This window comes from Streptomyces sp. NPDC088746, assembly GCF_044751065.1.
Lineage (GTDB): Bacteria > Actinomycetota > Actinomycetes > Streptomycetales > Streptomycetaceae > Streptomyces.
The window spans coordinates 621724-641406 of record NZ_JBIVLA010000001.1 but is presented as its reverse complement, the minus strand read 5'-3'; the positions used below and the strand labels follow the sequence as shown (position 1 = coordinate 641406).

Sequence of the window (19683 nt, the reverse complement as noted above, 5' to 3'; positions counted from 1 at the left end):
TCGCACCGGCTTTCCCCTGTACGGGCATGATGACGACCCGCCCACTCTACCGGGGTGCTCCCGGACCCCTCCGGGCGGACAGCCGCACTCCCTGGGCGAAGGGCCTTCCCAGCAGGTCAGACCCCATGCGAGACTCCGGCCGGGGGTCACACGGGCGCGTGCCCGTGGGGTTGGGACGACCGGTGGGAAGCACCAGTGCGCAGACGAAGGACGGCGGCCGTCGCCGCCGTGGCGGCCGGATTCATGACGGTGACCACGGGATGCGGCCTCATCAGTGACAGCGAGAGCGCGCCGGCTCCCTCTCCGGACCCCACCCCGCCGTTCACCACGCCGACGGTCGCCGACGAGATAGCCGGCTTCGCCGAGGCAGCGGGCCTGCCGCCCGGCGACACCTCCACGGCCCGGCTGCCGAAGGGCGACTGGCACGGCTGCGTCGCGCCCTGGACGGGATACGCGCCGGCGGCGGACGCCGCCGGCGCCTTCGAGGCGACGGTGATGCGGCTGCGGCAGCACGACTGGGAGATCGTCTCCAGCCATGCCGAGCAGGACGTCACCTACCGCACCCTCGCCAAGCGGGGCTGGAAGCTGTACGCCCGGTACTACGCGGTGGAGAACGCCGGGCGGACCGTGTCCCTCACCGCGGTCGAGGACGGCTGCCGGATCCCGGAGAAGATCAGGGACGACTACGAGGATCCGGCCTGACAGCCGGAGTCGGCGATCACGAAGTGGCCGGCGGGCGACTCCCTGAGGGTGTGGGTGACGAAGACGTTGTACAGCCCCATGTCCTGCTCCGAACCGTTCGCGTAGGCGTGGCCGCCCGAGGTGTGGGCCCGGCCGGCCGTCACATGGGCGTAGTTCGTCGCCGTGAAGCAGCGCGCCGGGTCCGTGCCGCCGGACGTGGTCGCGGTCACGGCGGACGAGGCCGCCCCGGCGGCCCCCGAGGAGTCGGTCGCCGTCACGGTGTAGCGGTAGGAGGTGCCCGCGGTCAGCCCGGTGTCCGTGAAGGACGTCGACGCGGTCGTGGTCACCTTCGCGCCGTCGCGGTGCACCGCGTAGGAGGCCGCGCCCCCGACCGCGTTCCACGCCAGTGAGGCGCTGCTGTCCGTGACCCCGGTGACCTTCAGGCCGGCGGGGGCCGGCAGCCCGCCCCCACCGCCCGGCGCGTCCTTGTCGAGCCCCCAGAACACGCCCGTGTGGTACGCCGAGCAGATGGTGTTCAGGAAGTACGCGGCCGTCGACCCGCACTGCTCGGCGCCGGACCCCGGGCTCACCGGCAGGCCGTGTCCCATGCCGGACACGGAGTACGTCTCCACGGCGGGCTGCCCCGACGCGTCCTCGTAGACGCTCCGGGTGGTGTTGCCGGGCAGGCTCTGGGCGCTGGACGGGGTCTGGCCGATGCCCCAGACATCGGTCCACTGGTCGCGCAGGGCCGTGGCGTTGGCCGGGTAGACCGTGTAGTCGGAGGTGCCCTGCCAGATCGCGACCCGGGGCCAGGGGCCGGTCCAGCCCGGGTAGGAGTTGCGCACCTTGTCGCCCCACTGGGCGGGGGAGAGCTTCTGCGGGCCCGTCTGGCAGCCCGACGCGGCGGCCTGGCTGGTCGCGCACTGCGCGGGCAGCCCGGAGGCCACGGACCCGCCCGCGAAGACGTCCGGGTAGGCGGCCAGCAGATCGGCGGTCATCCCGCCGCCCGCCGACAGGCCGGTGACGTAGACCCGGCGGCCGTCCGAGCCGTACGTCTGCTTCGCGTACTCGACCATCTGCACGACGGACGCCGCCTCACCCCGGCCCCGGGTGCTCTCGGCCTGGTCGAACCAGCCGAAGCACGACAGGGCGTTGTTCGCCGACGTGGTCTGCGGGAACACGACGTCGAAGCCCCACAGATCGGCGTACTTGGTCCAGCCCGAGTTGGTGTAGTACGCGTTGGCCGACTGGGTGCAGCCGTGCAGCGCGACCACCAGGGGCGCGCCCGCGGCGACGTTGTCCGGGGTGTACGCGAACATCTGCAGATTGCCGGGGTTCGAGCCGAAGCCGGTGACCTGCTGGAGACCGGCGGCCGCCGGGGCCGCGGGCGCGGCCACGGCGGACACCGGGTGCGCGGCGAGCAGGGTCAGGACGGCGACGGAGGCGACGCGGCGGAGCAGGCGTCGCAGGATCGGTGGGCGCACGGTGGGGCCTCCTCGTCGGACGTGCGGGCGGACGTGCGGAACTGCTGCCGGAACCTATGAGCAGGGGGCGGAGCCGCCCATGTGGCAGGCGGCCACCGGCCGCGTGCCGCTGTGTGCGGCGCTCCTCTTGCGCCCGCGTCCCGGACCGCCGGTGCGCGCGGGGCCCGCCGGCCCGCACCATGTACTCCGCCACCATGCGGCCGCCCCGGGGTGTGTGCACCGACCCCGTGTGATGCGGACCGCGACGTCCTTACGGTGACGCCCATGCAGACTTCCCTGACCCCCCGGCACGACCCCCTCGCCCCCTCCGCTCTCGCCGGACGCACCGCCCTGGTCACCGGGGCCGCGAGCGGCATCGGACTGGCCTGCGCGGAGGCACTCGCCGCCGCCGGAGCCCATGTGCACGTGGTGGACAAGGCGGGCGACGCCGCCAAGAGCCTGGCGACACGGATCGGCGGTACGCCCTGGGTGGCCGACCTCTCCGTGGCCGAGGCGGTGGACGGACTGCCCGCCGACGCGGACATCGTGGTCAACAACGCGGGGCTGCAGCACGTGGCGCCGGTGCACGAGTTCCCCCCGGACACCTTCGCGCTGATCCACCGCGTCATGGTGGAAGCGCCGTTCCGCATCTTGCGCCGCACGCTCCCCGGCATGTACGAACGCGGCTGGGGCCGCGTGGTCAACATCTCGTCCGTGCACGGCCTGCGCGCCAGCCCCTACAAGTCGGCCTACGTCTCGGCCAAGCACGCACTGGAGGGGCTCAGCAAAGTGGTCGCACTCGAAGCGGCGCCGCACGGCGTGACGAGCAACTGCGTCAGCCCCGGTTACGTCCGCACTCCCCTGGTCGAGGACCAGATCGCGGACCAGGCGCGCAGCCACGGCATCTCCGAACAGGAGGTGGTGGGCCGGGTGCTGCTGGAACGCAGCGCCCTCAAGTCGCTGATCGAGCCCGGCGACGTGGCCGGGGCCGTCCTGTGGCTGTGCGGGCCCGGCACGGCGCACATCACCGGAAGCTCCCTCACGATGGACGGCGGCTGGACCGCCAACTGACGCCCGACCGCCCACGGAAGCCGGAAGAACGATGGCCGCCCATGTCTGAACCGCCCCCCTCCGCCGCGCCCCTCCTGGCGCGCCTCCTCGACCTGCTGGCCGACGACGCGCCCGCCGAGGAGCTCGGCGCCGTCGCCTCGGAGGCGAGGGCCGCCGGTGTGCCCGCGGCCGACCTGGCCGAGGTGGAACGGGCGGCCGCCACCGCCCTGCGGATCCGGGGCGCCCTGCGCCAGCACCGGCGCAGGGAACTCCAGCTCACCGCCCTCTTCGACACGGCCGGCGACCTCGCGGCCTCCCGCGACCTGGACGATGTGCTGAAGGCGATCGTGCGGCGGGCCAGGATGCTGCTCGGCACCGACACCGCCTATCTCACGCTCCCCGACGAGGAGGCCGGGGACACCTACATGCGGGTCACCGACGGATCGGTGTCCGTGCTCTTCCAGCGGCTCCGGCTCGAACTGGGCGAAGGGCTCGGCGGCCTGGTGGCCCAGACCGCCAGCCCGTACGCCACCCCCGACTACCGCACCGACGAGCGCTTCCACCACACCCGCAACATCAACGCCGGTGTGCTGGACGAAGGTCTCGTCGCGATCCTCGGTGTCCCCCTGCTCCTCGGCTCCAGCCGGGGCGGCACGGGAAAGGTCATCGGGGTGCTCTTCGCGGCCGACCGTGCCGCGCGGGTCTTCAGCCCCGACGAGGTGGCCCTGCTCTGCTCGCTCGCCGCGCACGCCGCGATCGCGATCGACACCGCCCGGGCCCTGGACGACACCCGGACCGCACTCGCGGAACTCGCCGGCGCCAACGCGGAACTGGCCGAGGCCAACGCCGCCGTACGTGCGCACTCGGCCGCCATGCAGCGCGCCGAGGAGGCCCACGACCGGCTCACCGACCTGGTGCTGCGCGGCGGCGACGTGAAGGACGTCGCCGTGTCCGTCGCCGGACTGCTCGACAGCCCGCTCACCATCCACGACCCCGGCGGGCGCCCGCTGGCCGCCGTACGGCCCGACGGCACCGGATTCGCCGCCGACAGCATGGACGCCGGGTGGCTCGCCGGCACCGCGGACGAGTCCCGGCACGGGGCGCGCGCCGTGCACCGCGACGGCCGGTGGGTCTGCGCGGTGCTCGCCGGCCAGGAGCTCCTCGCCAGCCTGGTGCTGCACCGCCCGGACCGGCTCGACGACTCCGACCGGCGGCTCTTCGAACGCGCCGCCGTCGTCACCGGGCTGCTCCTGCTGCTGCGCCGCACGGTCGCCGAGACCGAGAACCGGATACGGGGCGAACTGATCAGCGACCTGCTGGGCGACCCGGAGCGCGATCCGGCCGGGCTTGCCGAGCGGGGCCGGAGACTCGGCATCGACCTGGACCGGCCGCATCTGGTGCTGGTCGCCGAGGCGTCCGCCAGGGAGAGGCTGGGCGGCGCCGCGATGCGGTATCTGTTCGGCGGCGACATCCACGGCGTGAGCGCCGAACACGCGGGCACCGTCGTGCTGCTGATCGACTGCGGCGCCGACGGCACACCGGCGGGCGCCGCCGCACGCGCGGCGGCCGCGCAGCTCGGCCACCTCGTCCAGGAGCCCGTCACCGTCGCCGGTACGGGCCCGGCGCGCGGCGCCCGCGAACTCGCCGCCGCCTACGCGGAAGCCGCCCGCTGTCTGCGCGCCATGCGGGTGCTGGGACGCGAGGGCGAGGGGGCCGGCGTCGGTGAACTCGGCTTCCTGGGCGTCGTTTTGGGTAACGCCAAGGACGTGGACGGCTTCGTGACAGCGGTCCTGGGCCCGCTGCTGCGCTACGACGAGCGGCGCGGCACCCATCTCGTACGGACGCTTCGGGCGTACTTCGGCGCGGGCGGCAGCCTGATCCGGGCCAAGGACGAACTGCACGTGCACGTGAACACGGTGGTGCAGCGCCTCGACCGGATCCAGGTCCTGCTGGGCCGCGACTGGAACGAGCCCGACCGCGCGCTGGAGCTCCAGCTCGCCCTGCGGCTGCACCTCCTGTCGGGCGGCCGGGAGGGCTGAGCCCCGGCCGGCCGCCGCCCTCAGCGGGGGAGCGCCGCCCGCAGCAGGGTGTCGGCGATCCGGCCGGCCCCCTTCTCGCCCGTCAGCACCGTGTAGTGGTTGACGTCCTCGACGCGCACCGCCCCGACCTTCGTGCCGGGCTGTCCCGCCGCCGCCAGCCGGGACTCGTCGTACAGCCCCTGCTCCTCGTCCATCAGCCCGCGCTCGGCCCACAACAGGGTGGCGGGCCCGGGGAGTTCGTGCACGGCCGCGAGCACCTCCTCCTCGAACAGGCCCCCGCCGTCCGTGCGCACCGCCTCCAGCCGGCAGCCCGACCGCAGCGCCGGCTCCTCGCCCGTCAGGTCCCGCTGGATGTAGGCGTCCACCTCCGGCGACCAGTCCCCGAACGCGGGGTGGGCACGCCAGAACGAGCGGTACGCGTCCCGGTCGGGGAAGGTCATCGAGAGCCGGTCCATGGCCGGCCCGATCACGGCCGTCAGCAGTTCGTCCGCCGAGAGATGCGTCGGCGCGGGGAAGCCGAACCCCCCGTCGACGAGCACCAGGGGGCCGAAGAGCCCCGGATGACGTACGGCCGCGAGCGCCGCGACGAACGCGCCCATCGAATGGCCCGCCAGCACCACCCGCCCCCGGCCCAGCGCCCCGGCGAGCGCGGCCGCGTCGTCCGCGTGGGCGGCGATGCCGTACGGGCCGGGCAGCCCGGCGCTGCCGGCCCGGCCCCGCAGGTCCGGGGCGACCAGCGTGGCCCGGCCGGCGAGCATCCGGGCCACCGCTCCCCAGGACAGCGCGTTGGCCGTGATGCCGTGCAGGGCCACGGCCACCGGCGCGCCCGGATCGGGGGAGGGCCAGCGCAGGGCGGCCAGTTCGCCGCCGGCGACGGGGACGCGTATCTCCTCGTACGGGATCATCGGTGCTCCTCACGGGCCCTGCGCAGACGGGACGGGAGACGGGCCAGGCCGCCGGGCAGCAGGTGTACCACGGCCACGAACAGCACCCCGAGCAGGAACAGCGGCTGGGAGAGCGGCACGCGCAGGACCGCGGGCAGATCGGCGACCGCGCCCGAACCGGCGAGGTCGCCGAGCCGGTGGTCCGCCCAGGTGTAGAGGATGCCGCCGACCATGGGGCCCCAGCGGGTGCCCGAGCCGCCCAGCACCACCATCACCAGCAGCGACAGGGTGAAGTCCGAGGTCGTCGTCTGGGGCGTCGAACCGCCGGTCAGCAGCAGGTGGACGAGTCCGCCCACCGCCGCGAGCGCCCCGGCCAGGACGAACGCCGTGAGCTTGAACCCGTACGGCTTCAGGCCCAGCACCTCCACCCGGCGCTCGTTCTCCTTGACGCCCTCCCAGACCCGGCCGGTGGGGGAGCGCACCGCCCAATGGACGACCCCGAGGGTGAGGACGAGGTAGGCGAGCGCGATCCAGTACAGGTTCGCGGTGTGGTCGATGCCGACGAGCCACGAGGGCAGCAGCTCCGCCGGGGCGGCGCGGCCCTCCTCGCCACCGGTGAGGCCGCCCGGGTTGCGGGACACGAGGATCGAGCCGGCCTGCGCGAAGGCGAGCGTCACCATGGAGAAGCCGATGCCGGTGACCCGCAGGCTCACCGAGCCCAGCACCAGGGCGAGCGCGGTGCCGGAGCACAGTCCGAGGACCGCGGCGACGGCGAACGGCAGGCCCGCCTCCAGCAGGAACATGTTCGTGGCGTAGCTGCCCGCCGCGAAGTACAGCGCGTGCCCGAAGGAGAGCAGCCCCGTCCGGCCCAGCAGCAGGTCGTAGCCGGTGGCGAGTGCGCCGAACAGCAGGCAGGTGGCCAGCAGTTGCAGACTGCCCGGGCTGCCGAGCGGGCCGTCCAGCAGTCCGGGGACGGGCAGGGCGCTGTACGGCGCGGCGATCAGGAGCACGAGGACGGCGACCGGCCACCAGCGCGGCAGCCGGGGCCTGTTACGCCCGGGCGCCGTGGTCACGGCGGCGGGTGCGGGTGTGGTGGCGGTGCTCACGCGAGCCTCCCGGTCAGTCCGCGCGGCCGGACGAGCAGCAGCGCGGCGAGCAGGACGACGACCGCCAGGTCGCCGAGGCCCGCTGCGGTGTAGTAGTTGGCGAACTGCTGGACCAGGCCGATGACGACGGCGGCCACGGCCGCACCGGTCACCGAGCCCATGCCACCGGTGACCACGACGACGAACGCGAAGATCAGCAGCGAGGTGCCCTGCCGGGGATCGACCGAGCCGAAGTACAGCCCGCCGAGCGCGCCGCCCAGCGCGGCGGCGCAGCCACCGATCGCGAAGACCAGCGTGAACGCCGTGCGGACGTCGATGCCGAGCGCCGTCACCATCGCCCGGTCCTCGACCCCGGCGCGTACGACCAGACCGTGCCGGGTCCGGCCGAGGAACAGCCGCAGCGCGGCCAGGACGACGGCGGCCGCCGCGACGAGCACCAGCCGGTTGACCGGCACGTCCGCGCCCAGCAGCCGGAAGGTGCCGGACAGGGCCTCGGGCCCGGGGAAGGTCCGGGCGTCCGAACCCCAGACGCCCGACAGCAGGGCGGGCACGGCAAGCCCCACCCCGACCGTCGCGAGCACCTGCTCCCGGGGCCGGGTGTAGAGGGGGCGTACGACGGCCAGTTCCAGCACCACGGCGGCGAGGGTGCCCACCGCGGTGCCGAACAGGACGGCCAGGGCGAAGCCCCAGCCGCCCGGGCCGGCGCCGGGAAGGTTCCCGGACGCCGCCCACCAGGTGCCGTACGCCCCGATGGAGAGCAGCGCCCCGTGGGCGAAGTTGAGCACGTCCATCAGGCCGAAGATCAGGGAGAGGCCCGACGCGATGAGGAAGTAGAGCGCCCCCAGGCCGAGTCCGGTCATGGTGAGCAGCACGATGGTGGACATCAGGAATCCGCCTCCGCGGTGTGAGGGGCGAGCGGTCCCCGGCCGACGCCGAGCAGCCGCCGGGTGGCCTCCGCGTCGCCCAGCAGCGCGGCGGCCTCGCCCTGGTGGGCCGTCCGTCCGTCGGCGAGCACCGCACAGTGCTCGGCGAGCCTGCGGACGACGGCGAGATTCTGCTCGACCAGGAGCACCGGCACCGCCTCGGCGGCGCGTTCCAGCACCTGGGCGACCTCGGTGACGACCTTGGGGGCCAGGCCCTTGGTGGGCTCGTCGGCGATGATCAGCCGGTTGCCGTTGAGCAGGGTGCGGCCGATGGCCACCATCTGCTGCTGGCCGCCGGAGAGTGTCCCCGCCAACTGCTTCTTGCGGAGCTTGAGTTCGGGGAAGAGCTCGTGGATCAGGCCGTACGCGGGCCCGTCGGCGCCCCGGCGTTCGGCGAGCCGCAGGTTCTCGGCGACGGTGAGCCCCGCGAAGACCCCCCGGTCCTCGGGGGCGTATCCGATGCCCCGGCGGACCAGGGTGTGGGTGGGCAGGCCCACGGTCTCCTCGCCGTCGAGGAGCACGCTGCCCGCGCGCGGTACCAGGCCGAGTACGCCGCGTACGGTCGTGGTCTTGCCGGCGCCGTTGCGGCCGAGGAGCGCCGTCACGCCGTGGCGTGCCACGTCCAGGTCGACCCCGTGCAGGATGTGCCGGCCGCCGATGAGGACGCGCAGGTCCCGTACCCGGAGCAGTGCGGGCGGCGTCACAGTCCCTCCCCGAGGTAGGCCCGCTGGACGACCGGGTCGGCGGTCACCGCGCCCGGGGTGTCCAGGGCGAGCAGGCGGCCGTGGTGCATCACCGCCAGCCGGTCCGCGAGTCCCAGCAGGACGTCCATGTGGTGCTCGACCATGAGCACGGTGCGGCCCTCCTCGCGGTGCAGCGCCCGGATCAGTTCCGTGAGGGCCGGGACCTCCTCGGCGCTCACCCCGGCCATCGGCTCGTCGAGCAGCATCAGCCGGGGCTCGCCCACCAGCAGCACCGCGAGCTCCAGCTTGCGCTTCTCGCCGTGGGAGAGCTCGGCCGCCGTCGCCCCGGCGCGGTGGCCGAGACTGGTGCGCTCCAGCACGCCGTTCACCTCGGCGGTGTACGGGGACGCGCGCCTCCAGAGCCGGTGCGAACCGCCCTTCCTGGCCTGCGCGGCCAGCCGGACGTGCTCGGCCACGGTCATCCGCGGCCAGAGGCTGGACGTCTGGAACGTCCGCCCGATCCCGCGCCGCGCACGGGTGTGCACGGGCAGTCCGGTGAGGTCCGCGCCGTCCAGCGCGAGGGTGCCCGCGGTGGGCGTGACGATCCCGCTGATCAGGTTGAACAGGGAGGTCTTGCCTGCCCCGTTGGGCCCGATGAAGGCGAGGAACTCGCCCTCCCGGACGTCCAGCGTGACGTCCTCGACGATGGCCGCCCCGCCGACGCGCCACCCCAGTCCGTCCAGCCGGAGCACCGGGGCGCCCGTACGCGCCCCCTCGTCCCGCGCGGTGGCGGTGCCGGATACCGTCACGGGTCAGCCCGCCGAGGGCTTCGCGGGCGGGGCCACCGTGTCCATCGGCAGGGTGCTCACCAGCTCGGGCCTCGCGGCGGCTCCGGAGCCGTTGAGCCCGGCGACGAACATCGGCTGCACCAGCGCGTGGTCCTCGGCGCGGATCTGCTGCCTGCCCTTCACCCCGTCGAAGCTCCAGCCCTCCAGGGCCTTCACCATCGCGGCGGTGTCGGTGGCACTGCCCTCCTCGACGGCCCGCACGATCATCTGCGCCGCGGTGAAGCCGTCGGTGCTGAACAGGTCGGGGGTGCCGCCCGCCTTCTCGACGCCGTCGAGCATGGCCTTCTCCACGGCGTTGCCGCCGCCGGCGCCGGGGAAGTAGTGCGCGAGGAAGGAGACCTTGGCGCCGGCCGCGCCGAAGACCGGGTACGACGCCGTGCCGGCCAGCCCGGTGACGACCTTGGCGGCGCTCAGCACGCCCTGCTGGTCCAGCGCGGTCCACAGGGCGGGGGCGGTCGCGCCGGCCCAGGCGACGAAGACCAGGTCGGGGCCGCCCGCCTTCACCTGCCGGGCGAACGGCGTGAGGTCCGTGGCGCCGGGCGGGGCGAGCACGGAGCCCACCTTCGCCCCCTCGGCGCCCAGGACCGCCTTGACGGCGGCGACGTTGGCCTGGCCGAAGGTCGAGTCCTGTGCGAGGACGGTGACCTTCTTGCCCCCGGGGTCGCCGAGCATGGTGCCCGCGGTCAGGATGTCCTGGTAGGACTGCCGGCCGGACCGGAAGGTGTACGCGTTGATCCCGGTCACCGCGTCCGTGGCGGCCGGGCCGTTGACGTACAGCACCTTGTTCTGCGCGGCCAGCGGGGCCATCTGGAGCGCGACACCGGAGTCGGTGGTGCCGGCCAGCACCTTGTAGCCCTTGCCGATCAGGTTCTTCGCGGCGGAGACCGCCTTGCCGGGGTCGCCCGCGTCGTCCTGCTCGGTGACCTCGATCGGTTGGCCGCCCGCCTTGCCGGTGCCCTTCGTCGCGTGGTCGAGGCCCGCCATGAACCCGTCGCGGTACTGCTTCCCGTACGCGGCGAGCAGTCCCGTACGGGAGTAGACGAGGCCCACCTTCACGGCCTCGTCGCCGCCCTCGCCGGCCCCGGACCCGCTGCCCGCCTGCCCGGCGGCGGTGCACCCCACCAGGAGCAGGGCGGCGGCGCCGAGAGCGGTCGCGGTCAGGGTTCTTCTCTGGACGGTGCCTACGGCTCTGCGACGCATGGGGACCGGCTCCTCGGCGTGGTTCGGGTGATGTCGGCCGAACCGTACGAACACCGTGGCGCCGTCGACATGGTGCAGGGAACCTCACCTGGGCGGGTCCCGGTGTGGGCACCGCACATGGGCACCTAGGCCCTCTCGTTTTGATCAGGCCGGGCTCGCGTGCCCTGGCACCGCACCTCGCGGCGTTGTCGTCAATCAACAACGCTCCGCGTTGCCTCAATCCTTCGCCTTGCGATACACGGCGCCAGGCCCCGCTCCCTGATCCGGCCTGATCCAAACGAAAGGCCCTATCGGCGCGTGTCCGCCGGGAGGTCGATCAGCCCGCACACCGTCTCGATGTCCCGCCTCACCTGTGCGATCGACTCCCGCCCCGACAGCCAGGTGATCAGCGCCGAGTGCCAGGTGTGCTCGATGACGCGGACCACGGAGAGCTGCTCCTGTGTGGGGTCCTCGACCTCCATCGCGTCCAGGACGATCGCCGTCGTCAGCCGGGACACGGCGTCCACCTCCGGGCTCACCCCCCGGTCGGCGAAGGTCAGCGCCCGCACCATGGCGTCCGCCAGATGGGGCTCGCGCTGGAGTGCCCGGAAGGCCAGCATCAGGGTCTCCGCGACCCGCTCGGCGGCGTCGTCCCCGGCGGGCGGCTGTCTGCGGAGCACGTCGCGCAGATGCCGGAGCTGGTCCTGCATGAGCGCCACCAGCAGATGGACCTTGGACGGGAAGTAGCGGTACAGCGTGCCCAGGGCGACCCCGGCGGCGTCCGCCACCTCACGCATCTGGACGGCCTCGAAACCGCCGCGCCCCGCGAGCTGGGCGCCGGCCCGCAGAATGCTCCGGCGGCGGGCCTCCTGGCGTTCCGTCAGGGGAGGCTCCGCAGGCCTGGCTTCGGCTGTCATCTGTCCCCATCCAAAAAGGGAGAACCGGTTCCCTGTCCGGCCGGGCGTCTGTTTCCGGGCGCGCACAGCATGCCAGGGTGACAGTCGTGGCGCGAATCACCTGATCCGGCCGTCACGCCGACGCTACCTGCCGGTAGATTCGGTGCGGGTTGAACCGCCCAGTCTGAAACTTGTTCTAGATTAGCGCGACCGGTTACGCTCCGGCGAACGTAGTGAGAAGGGGGCCGAGTGTGACCGCTGAGGCCATAGAGACGGGCCCCTTCGCGGGCGGCGACACGTCGGGCACCGACGGTGACCGGCCCCTGCGCATCGCACTCCTGACCTACAAGGGCAACCCCTTCTGCGGTGGCCAGGGCGTCTACGTCCGCCACCTCGGCCGCGAGCTGGCCCGGCTCGGCCACAGCGTCGAAGTGATCGGCGCCCAGCCCTACCCGGTGCTCGACGAGGGCGTTCCGCTCACCGAGTTGCCGAGCCTCGACCTGTACCGCCAGCCCGACCCGTTCCGCACCCCGGGACGCGGCGAGTACCGCGACTGGATCGACTTCGCCGAGGTCGCCACCATGTGGACCGGCGGCTTCCCCGAGCCGCTCACCTTCAGCATGCGGGCACGCCGTCACCTCCTCGCCAGGCGCGGTGACTTCGACGTCGTGCACGACAACCAGACGCTCGGTTACGGCCTGCTCGGCGACATCGGCGCGCCCCTCGTCACCACGATCCACCATCCGATCACCGTCGACCGCCGGCTGGACCTGGACGCCGCCGGATCGGTGCGCCGCCGCCTCGCCGTGCGCCGCTGGTACGGCTTCACCCGCATGCAGAAGCGCGTCGCCCGCCGCCTGCCGTCCGTCCTCACCGTCTCCGGCTCGTCCCAGCAGGAGATCGTCGAGCACCTCGGGGTGCGCCGGGACCGTATCCAGGTCGTCCACATCGGGGCCGACACCGACCTCTGGTCGCCCGACCCCTCGGTCGCCGAGGTCCCCGGACGGATCGTCACCACCTCCAGCGCCGACGTCCCGCTCAAGGGCCTCGTCCACCTCGTAGAGGCCCTCGCCAAGCTCCGCACCGAGAACCCGGACGCGCACCTCGTGGTCGTGGGCAAGCGGGCCGAACGCGGCCCCGTCGCCCAGGCCATCGCGCGCCACGGGCTCCAGGAAGCCGTCGAGTTCGTCAAGGGCATCAGCGACGCCGAACTCGTCGACCTGGTCCGCAGCGCCCAGATCTCCTGCGTCCCCTCCCTGTACGAGGGCTTCTCGCTGCCCGCCGCCGAGGCCATGGCCACCGGGACCCCGCTGGTGGCCACCACCGGCGGCGCCATCCCGGAGGTCACGGGGCCCGACGGGGAGACCTGCCTCGCCGTGCCGCCCGGCGACGCGGGCGCACTGGCCGCCGCCCTCGGCCGGCTCCTCGGCGACCGCGAGCTGCGCGCCCGCCTCGGCGAGGCCGGCCGCGCCCGGGTGCTGGCCAACTTCACCTGGGCCAAGGCCGCCCTCGGCACCGTCGAGCTGTACCGTCAGTCGATCGCAGCCCGGGGGGCCCACAGGTGACCACCCCCGTGGCTCCCGGAATCCGTACCTCCGACCTCGAAGGCAGGCCCCCGTGCTGACCGTCGACTTCACCCGCTTCCCGCTCGCCGCCGGCGACCGGGTGCTCGATCTGGGCTGCGGCGCCGGCCGGCACGCCTTCGAGTGCTACCGGCGCGGCGCCCAGGTGGTGGCCCTCGACCAGAACGGCGAGGAGATCCGCGAGGTCGCGAAGTGGTTCGCCGCGATGAAGGAGGCCGGTGAGGCACCCGCGGGAGCGACCGCCACCGCGATGGAGGGCGACGCGCTCAACCTGCCGTTCCCCGACGCCTCCTTCGACGTCGTCATCATCTCCGAGGTGATGGAGCACATCCCCGACGACAAGGGTGTCCTCGCCGAGATGGTCCGGGTGCTGAAGCCCGGCGGCCGGATCGCGATCACCGTGCCCCGCTACGGCCCCGAGAAGGTCTGCTGGACGCTCTCCGACGCGTACCACGAGGTCGAGGGCGGGCACATCCGCATCTACAAGGCCGACGAGCTGCTCGGCAAGATCCGCGAGGCCGGGCTCAAGCCCTACGGCACCCACCACGCACACGCGCTGCACAGCCCCTACTGGTGGCTGAAGTGCGCTTTCGGCGTGGACAACGAGAAGGCGCTGCCGGTGCGCGCGTACCACAAGCTGCTGGTCTGGGACATCATGACGAAGCCCCTGGCCACCCGGGTCGCCGAGCAGCTGCTCAACCCGGTCGTCGGCAAGAGCTTCGTGGCGTACGCGACCAAGCCGCACCTGCCGAAGGCCGAGGCGTGAGCACGCCGGAGCAGACCGAACACCTCGTCCTGCCGGGCGTCCTCACCGCAGAACAGGCCGCCGAGACCGTGGCCGCGCTGCTCGCCGTGCAGCGCGAGGACGGGGCGCTGCCCTGGTTCCGCGGCCACCACCTCGACCCGTGGGACCACACCGAGGCCGCGATGGCGCTGGACGCGGCCGGCGAGCACGAGGCCGCCGCCCGCGCCTACGCGTGGCTGGCACGCCACCAGAACGAGGACGGCTCGTGGTACGCCGCGTACCACGACGGTGACCCAGACCGGCCGACCGACCTGGGGCGCGAGACCAACTTCTGCGCCTACGTGGCCGTCGGCGTCTGGCACCACTACCTCGCCACCGGCGACGACGCGTTCGTCGACCGGATGTGGCCGACGGTCTTCGCCGCGGTCGAGTTCGTGCTGCGGCTCCAGCAGCCCGGCGGGGAGATCGGCTGGAAGCGGGAGCCCGACGGCACCCCCGTCGGCGACGCCCTGCTGACCGGCTCCTCCTCCGTCTACCAGGCGCTGCGCTGCGCGCTGGCACTGGCGGAGCAGCGCGAGGAGGCCCAGCCCGACTGGGAGCTGGCGGCCGGGGCCCTGGGCCACGCGATCCGCAGCCACCCCGAGCGCTTCCTGGACAAGAGCCGCTACTCGATGGACTGGTACTACCCGGTCCTCGGCGGCGCGGTCACCGGCGCCGCCGCGACCCGGCGGATCGAGGACGGCTGGGACAGCTTCGTCGTCCCCGGACTCGGCGTGCGCTGCGTGCTCCCCAACCCCTGGGTGACGGGCGGCGAGAGCTGCGAACTGGCCCTGGCGCTCTGGGTGACGGGGGAGTCGGACCGCGCCCTGGAGATCCTGCAGTCGATCCAGCACCTGCGGGCCGAGGGCGGTCTCTACTGGACGGGGTACGTCTTCGAGGGCGAACGGGCCATATGGCCCGAGGAGCTCACCACCTGGACGGCCGGATCACTGCTGCTCGCGGTGGCCGCGCTCGGGGGGGACGAGGCGACCACCGCGGTCTTCAGCGGCGAACGGCTGCCGACGGGGCTGGAACCGGACTGCTGCCGGGTCGGTTAGAAGCGGCGGACCCGGCCCGCCACGGCGTGACCGATGAACAGGTAGACGACGGCGGCCAGTCCGTAGCCCGTGACGACGCGCGCCCACGCCTCGTCGAAGGTGAACAGGTCGTGCGACCAGCCGGCCAGCCAGCGGGCCGAGTCCTGGACGAACTGAACCAGGTCGTTACCCCGGTTGGCGTCGAGCAGGTACATCAGGATCCACAGAATGATGATGAAGGCCATGATGTCCGCGACGACGGCTATGACGCGTGCTGCGGTGCTGCTTCCTGTGCCTGTTCTGGGAGACATGTTCTCCGGATTGCCGCTTTACGCTGGGTGAAACCCGTACGGCGTGCGCCGGGTGGCGGCCCGTGCCCGCACGGGCGAGCCTGACGACGAGTGCCGGACCGCGTCACTCACCGTGATGACCCTGGTCAGGGAGGCTCGTCGTGCCCCGTTCCGTACCGCTCCGCCGGCTCGTCGTGGCGCTGATGCTGTCCTGCGCCCTCCTGGCGGGGGCCACCGCCTGCGGGGACGACGACGGCGGCGGTACCCAGGCCGCCAGCGGTTCCGCGAGCCCGAGCCCCACGACCTCGGCGCAGAAGCAGAAGTACGCCAAGGCGCGTTTCGTGGCCAACGCGGGCCTGGCGGCAGGGGCGGCGTACCAGTGGATCGTAAAGCCCTACAGGGCCGGCAAGTTCAAGAAGGGCGCGGACGGACGCCGCCTCGCCATGGTCAAGGCAGGGCTGGCGGGCGCCTTCGCGTACAACCGGCTCGACGCCGCGGTGAAGAACGCCAAGGGCGACCCGCTCCTGTCGAAGGCCGTCGCCCCGCTGACCGCCGGGATCGCCTCGCTCAAGGGCGTGGCCACCAAAATGAGCAAGGGTGAGGCGGGCGCCGGGGACGTGGGGGCCTTCGAAAGCGTCATCAACAGCGTGAAGGACGCCGGGAAGAGCGCGGGCGCCGAGGTGAAGAACAAGGTCCCGTCGACCTCACAGCTGGGCGGATAACCAGCTGAACGGATGTCCGTACGCGCATAGGGTGCGAGAATGACCCTCCTTTCACACGTGCGGTACTGCGACGAGATCCTGGTGCAGACCGACCGGTTGGGTGCGCTGGTCAAGGACGCCGACCTGACCCTGCGCGTCCCCACCTGCCCCGACTGGAACCTGCGCGAACTCGTCGTCCACGTCGGAGGTGCGCACCGCTGGGCCGGTGAGATCGTCCGCAGCCGGACCGCCGACGCGATCCCGGATGACCAGGTCCCGGGCGCCTCGGGGCCGGTCGGTGACGGCGCGGACGCTCTCGTGGAATGGCTGACCTCGGGCGCCGCCGCGACCGTGGACGCCCTGCGCGAGGCGGGCCCGGACACCGAGGTCTGGACCTGGGGGTGGGAGCGCCGGACCGCCTTCTGGGCCCGGCGCATGGCTCACGAGACCGCCGTCCACGGTGCGGACGCGGCCCTCGCCGCGGGCACGGCCTTCGAGGTGTCACCCGGCCTGGCCGCCGACACGATCACCGAGTGGCTCCAGATCGTCGCCTACGCCCAGACGCAGGGCGACCCGGAAGCAGCCGAACTGCGCGGCGGCGGACGGTCCTTGCACCTGCACGCCACGGATGTCCCCGGCGCGGAGTGGCTCATCGACTTCGGCGAGGAGGGCTTCACCTGGCGCCATGCCCACGAGAAGGCGACCGTGGCCCTCCGCGGCCCGCTGACCGGCCTGATGCTGGCGTTCAACCGCAGGCAGAAGCCGGACGAGGGCGGCCTGGAGGTCCTGGGGGACCGGGGGCTGCTGGACTTCTGGCTGGAGAGGTCGTCCTTCGGCTGAGAGGCCCGGACACGCGCGTGGCCCCCGCCCTTGAGGACGGGGGCCACGCGCGTCGGACGGGTCAGCCGCGCTGGATGCCCGTGGTGTCCTGGAGGACGCCACGACGGCCGTCCTGCGTCTGGGCGATGAGCCCGGGGCCACGCTGCTCGACCGCGAGGTACCAGGTGCCCGGTGCGAGCTCCGCGATCGGGTTGGGGGCGCCGTCCTCGCCGTACAGCGGGCGGGCCACCGGGACCGCGAACCAGAACGGGGTGAAGTCACCGGCCGGTGCCCCACCGCCCTGCGAAGCCTGCGGCGCGGCCTGCTGCTGGTGGTCCGGCTGAGCCTGCTGGCCGGGCTGGCCGGGCTGGGCGCCGTACGGCTGGGGCTGGCCCGGCTGCGCGCCGAACGGCTGCTGGCCGCCGGGGTAGCCGTAGCCCTGGCCGGGCTGCTGGCCGTACGCCGGCTGCACGGCCGGCGCCGGGCGCGGTGCGCCCAGCAGCGGGGCCTGGAGCGCGGGAACCATCGGAGTGGCCACGGCGGCGCCGGCCAGCACGAGGGCCGCCAGCAGTCCGAGGATCAGACCGGCGCCCGCGTCACCCGCGTCGATGATCGTCCAGAACATGGTCCACAGGGAGAACACGGTGAACGCGGCGCCGAACTGGCCGAGTTCGAAGCCGGCCACCTTGCGGCCCGGCATCGCGCGGCTGACGATCAGCAGCGCGGCACCGATGATGCCGGCCAGGTAGATGCTCATCAGCATGGACAGCGAGTCCCAGGCGTTCGCGCTGTAGCCCGAGCAGTCCACGTCCGAGGGGCAGTCGTAGCCGGAGAGGTCGAGGAAAGAGGCGATGAACAGCACGACCGCTGCTCCGATCACCACGCCGTCGCCTCGAGTGAGGGAGCGGATATTCACGTGAAGGTCCTTAGTCGGTCGTCTCGTCGGGGCGGTCGTCGATGCCGCCCGATCGGCGGGTTACGGCGCGAAGCTCGGGGGGCGGCTCCCCATCGTACGGATGAATCTATCGTCTGCCCGGGCGGGTTGTGGTGCTGCCCGGGCCCCGGACGGGCTATCCCCCCAATGTCGCCACCATCACCGCAGAACTACCTCTTCAGGTAGCTGCCGATGCCCTCGGCGATACCGAGAGCGGCTTTCTGCCGCCAGCCCGAACTGGTGAGCAGGGCGGCGTCCTTCGGATCACGCATATTGCCGCATTCGATGAACACTTTGGGCACGGTCGACAGATTCAGGCCGCCGAGATCGTCCCGGGTGTCCAGCCCCGTGGAGTCGCCGACGTAATTGGAAGGCGCGCTTCCGGTAACGCGTACGAAATTCCCGGCAATCCGCACTCCAAGTTCACGCGAAGGGGCAACGATCTTCGCGGTGTCCGCGCCGTCGCCGTTCACCGCTGCGGGGAGAATGACGTGGAATCCACGGTTCCCGGTTGCGGAACCGTCCGCGTGGACCGAGACGACCGCGTCGGCCCGCTCCTTGTTGCCGATCCGCGCCCGCTCGTCGACGCACGGGCCGTAGGGGCGGTCGCCGTCCTGGGTGAGCACGACCTTCGCGCCCCGCTCCTCCAGCAGCGTGCGCAACCGGCGGGAGACGTCGAGGGTGAACTCGGCCTCCGCGTAACCCGCGTCGGTCGCCGTGCCCGTGGTGTCGCACTCCTTGTGCCCGGTGCCGATGTCCACCTGACTGTTGATCTCCCGGGTGTGGTCGCGGTTGCCCGGGTTGTGCCCGGGGTCGATCACCACGGTCCGGCCCGTGAGCGGCCCCCGGGGGGCGGGCGTCGCGGAGGTGGTCCCGGTGGACGGGGTCGCGGCCGGGGCGGACGGCTGCGGGGTCGAGGGGGTGGACGCGGGCGAGGACGCGGCGGACCGGGACGCGCTCTCCGGTCCGGCCCCGGGGCCCTGCCCGCCGTCGCCCCCGCACCCCGCGGCGGTCAGACAGACACCGGCCAGCGCCGCGGCGGCCAGCACGGGCCCGCGGCGGGGCGTGGGGGGAGGGAAGTCTTCGTGACGCACGTCCGCGATGCTATCCGTGACCCTCAGATCCCCGTCCCCGTACGCCGCAGGACGCGCAGCGAGTCCGTCACCGAGATCTCGGTGAACGCCCCGGAAGCCAGGGCGCGTTGGTGGACACGGTAAGGGGCCTGGCCGCCGTCCGCCGGGTCCGGGAACACGTCGTGGATGACCAGCAGGCCGCCGTCCGCGACCTTCGGGGCCCAGCCCTCGTAGTCGCCGTTCGCGTGCTCGTCGGTGTGTCCGCCGTCGATGAAGACCAGGCCGAGCGCCCCGCCCCAGACGGCCGCGACCTGCGGGGACCGTCCGACGAGGGCGACCACGTGCTCCTCCAGCCCGGCCCGGTGCAGGGTGCGCCTGAAGGTGGGCAGCGTGTCCATCAGGCCGATCTCCGGGTCCACCACCGACGTGTCGTGGTACTCCCAGCCGGGCTGTTGTTCCTCGCTGCCCCGGTGGTGGTCGACGGTGAGCGCCGTCAGCCCGGCGGCGCGGGCGGCGTCGGCCAGCAGGATCGTGGACCGCCCGCAGTAGGTGCCGACCTCCAGGAGCGGGAGCCCGAGCGCGGCGGCTTCGACGGCGGCGGCGTACAGGGCGAGCCCTTCGTGGACCGGCATGAAGCCCTTGGCTGCCTCGAAGGCGGCGAGAACCTCCGGGGCGGGACGGGCGGGGGACTCGGCGGCCACGGGGTTCCT

The 19683-nt window shown here is 73.1% G+C and carries 20 protein-coding genes; 8 read left to right on the top strand and 12 right to left on the bottom strand.

Annotated elements, in window-relative coordinates; all coding sequences use genetic code 11:
- Positions 1-195 precede the first annotated feature (195 nt).
- Positions 196-702, top strand: a complete 507-nt coding sequence (locus tag ACIP63_RS02950) for a hypothetical protein (protein WP_401510814.1) — start codon at positions 196-198, stop codon at positions 700-702.
- Here ACIP63_RS02950 and ACIP63_RS02945 read toward each other — a convergent pair.
- A complete protein-coding gene (locus ACIP63_RS02945; RefSeq protein ID WP_401510812.1) occupies positions 684-2165 on the bottom strand; it encodes a PHB depolymerase family esterase in 1482 nt (493 codons plus the stop codon). The genes ACIP63_RS02950 and ACIP63_RS02945 overlap by 19 nt on opposite strands.
- Before the next feature lie 264 nt (positions 2166-2429).
- Between ACIP63_RS02945 and ACIP63_RS02940 the strand changes: the two genes are divergently transcribed.
- Positions 2430-3215 carry a 3-hydroxybutyrate dehydrogenase gene (locus ACIP63_RS02940; protein ID WP_401510810.1) on the top strand — a complete coding sequence of 262 codons (786 nt, stop codon included), beginning with the start codon at positions 2430-2432 and terminating at the stop codon, positions 3213-3215.
- A 41-nt stretch (positions 3216-3256) separates the two neighbouring features.
- Positions 3257-5233 carry a helix-turn-helix domain-containing protein gene (locus ACIP63_RS02935; protein WP_401510808.1) on the top strand — a complete coding sequence of 659 codons (1977 nt, stop codon included), beginning with the start codon at positions 3257-3259 and terminating at the stop codon, positions 5231-5233.
- A 20-nt stretch (positions 5234-5253) separates the two neighbouring features.
- Here the strand turns inward: ACIP63_RS02935 and ACIP63_RS02930 are convergent, their stop codons facing one another.
- The 7 genes from ACIP63_RS02930 to ACIP63_RS02900 form a co-directional block, all read right to left on the bottom strand.
- The gene (locus ACIP63_RS02930; RefSeq protein WP_401510806.1) at positions 5254-6138 is read right to left on the bottom strand and encodes an alpha/beta fold hydrolase; all 885 of its coding nucleotides are present in this window, start codon (positions 6136-6138) and stop codon (positions 5254-5256) included.
- The gene (locus ACIP63_RS02925; RefSeq protein ID WP_401510805.1) at positions 6135-7223 is read right to left on the bottom strand and encodes a branched-chain amino acid ABC transporter permease; all 1089 of its coding nucleotides are present in this window, start codon (positions 7221-7223) and stop codon (positions 6135-6137) included. Before ACIP63_RS02925 ends, ACIP63_RS02930 begins: the two co-directional genes overlap by 4 nt.
- Positions 7220-8107 (bottom strand): branched-chain amino acid ABC transporter permease, encoded by an 888-nt coding sequence (locus ACIP63_RS02920; RefSeq protein ID WP_401510803.1) that lies wholly within the window; start codon positions 8105-8107, stop codon positions 7220-7222. Before ACIP63_RS02920 ends, ACIP63_RS02925 begins: the two co-directional genes overlap by 4 nt.
- Positions 8107-8850: an ABC transporter ATP-binding protein gene (locus tag ACIP63_RS02915; protein ID WP_401510801.1), complete on the bottom strand. Its 744-nt coding sequence runs from the start codon at positions 8848-8850 to the stop codon at positions 8107-8109. The genes ACIP63_RS02920 and ACIP63_RS02915 overlap by 1 nt, the downstream gene beginning before the upstream one ends.
- Positions 8847-9638, bottom strand: a complete 792-nt coding sequence (locus ACIP63_RS02910) for an ABC transporter ATP-binding protein (RefSeq protein ID WP_401510799.1) — start codon at positions 9636-9638, stop codon at positions 8847-8849. The genes ACIP63_RS02915 and ACIP63_RS02910 overlap by 4 nt, the downstream gene beginning before the upstream one ends.
- A gap of 3 nt (positions 9639-9641) precedes the next feature.
- The gene (locus ACIP63_RS02905; protein WP_401510797.1) at positions 9642-10877 is read right to left on the bottom strand and encodes a substrate-binding domain-containing protein; all 1236 of its coding nucleotides are present in this window, start codon (positions 10875-10877) and stop codon (positions 9642-9644) included.
- A 287-nt stretch (positions 10878-11164) separates the two neighbouring features.
- The gene (locus ACIP63_RS02900) at positions 11165-11773 is read right to left on the bottom strand and encodes a TetR family transcriptional regulator (protein WP_401510796.1); all 609 of its coding nucleotides are present in this window, start codon (positions 11771-11773) and stop codon (positions 11165-11167) included.
- Between the two features lie 230 nt (positions 11774-12003).
- On the opposite strand from ACIP63_RS02900, the gene ACIP63_RS02895 reads away from it, so the two are divergent.
- Genes ACIP63_RS02895 through ACIP63_RS02885 form a run of 3 tightly spaced genes read left to right on the top strand, consistent with a single transcriptional unit; the run spans position 12004 to position 15177 of the window.
- Positions 12004-13317: a glycosyltransferase family 4 protein gene (locus tag ACIP63_RS02895; protein ID WP_401510794.1), complete on the top strand. Its 1314-nt coding sequence runs from the start codon at positions 12004-12006 to the stop codon at positions 13315-13317.
- A 52-nt stretch (positions 13318-13369) separates the two neighbouring features.
- Positions 13370-14101, top strand: a complete 732-nt coding sequence (locus ACIP63_RS02890) for a class I SAM-dependent methyltransferase (protein ID WP_401510792.1) — start codon at positions 13370-13372, stop codon at positions 14099-14101.
- The gene (locus ACIP63_RS02885) at positions 14098-15177 is read left to right on the top strand and encodes a prenyltransferase (protein ID WP_401510790.1); all 1080 of its coding nucleotides are present in this window, start codon (positions 14098-14100) and stop codon (positions 15175-15177) included. Before ACIP63_RS02890 ends, ACIP63_RS02885 begins: the two co-directional genes overlap by 4 nt.
- Here ACIP63_RS02885 and ACIP63_RS02880 read toward each other — a convergent pair.
- Entirely contained in the window at positions 15174-15467 is a 294-nt protein-coding gene (locus ACIP63_RS02880) for a hypothetical protein (protein WP_401510788.1), read from the bottom strand. The two genes, ACIP63_RS02885 and ACIP63_RS02880, sit on opposite strands and share 4 nt — an antisense overlap.
- Before the next feature lie 140 nt (positions 15468-15607).
- Here ACIP63_RS02880 and ACIP63_RS02875 point away from each other — a divergent pair, with 140 nt between their 5' ends.
- A complete protein-coding gene (locus tag ACIP63_RS02875; protein ID WP_401510786.1) occupies positions 15608-16168 on the top strand; it encodes a hypothetical protein in 561 nt (186 codons plus the stop codon).
- Between the two features lie 39 nt (positions 16169-16207).
- The gene (locus ACIP63_RS02870) at positions 16208-16987 is read left to right on the top strand and encodes a maleylpyruvate isomerase N-terminal domain-containing protein (protein WP_401510785.1); all 780 of its coding nucleotides are present in this window, start codon (positions 16208-16210) and stop codon (positions 16985-16987) included.
- Between the two features lie 61 nt (positions 16988-17048).
- Here the strand turns inward: ACIP63_RS02870 and ACIP63_RS02865 are convergent, their stop codons facing one another.
- From ACIP63_RS02865 to ACIP63_RS02855, 3 genes are all read right to left on the bottom strand, one after another.
- Entirely contained in the window at positions 17049-17882 is an 834-nt protein-coding gene (locus tag ACIP63_RS02865; RefSeq protein ID WP_401510783.1) for a hypothetical protein, read from the bottom strand.
- Between the two features lie 188 nt (positions 17883-18070).
- Positions 18071-18994, bottom strand: a complete 924-nt coding sequence (locus ACIP63_RS02860) for an N-acetylmuramoyl-L-alanine amidase (protein WP_401510781.1) — start codon at positions 18992-18994, stop codon at positions 18071-18073.
- Between the two features lie 23 nt (positions 18995-19017).
- Positions 19018-19674: a class I SAM-dependent methyltransferase gene (locus ACIP63_RS02855; protein WP_401510779.1), complete on the bottom strand. Its 657-nt coding sequence runs from the start codon at positions 19672-19674 to the stop codon at positions 19018-19020.
- Positions 19675-19683: the final 9 nt, after the last annotated feature.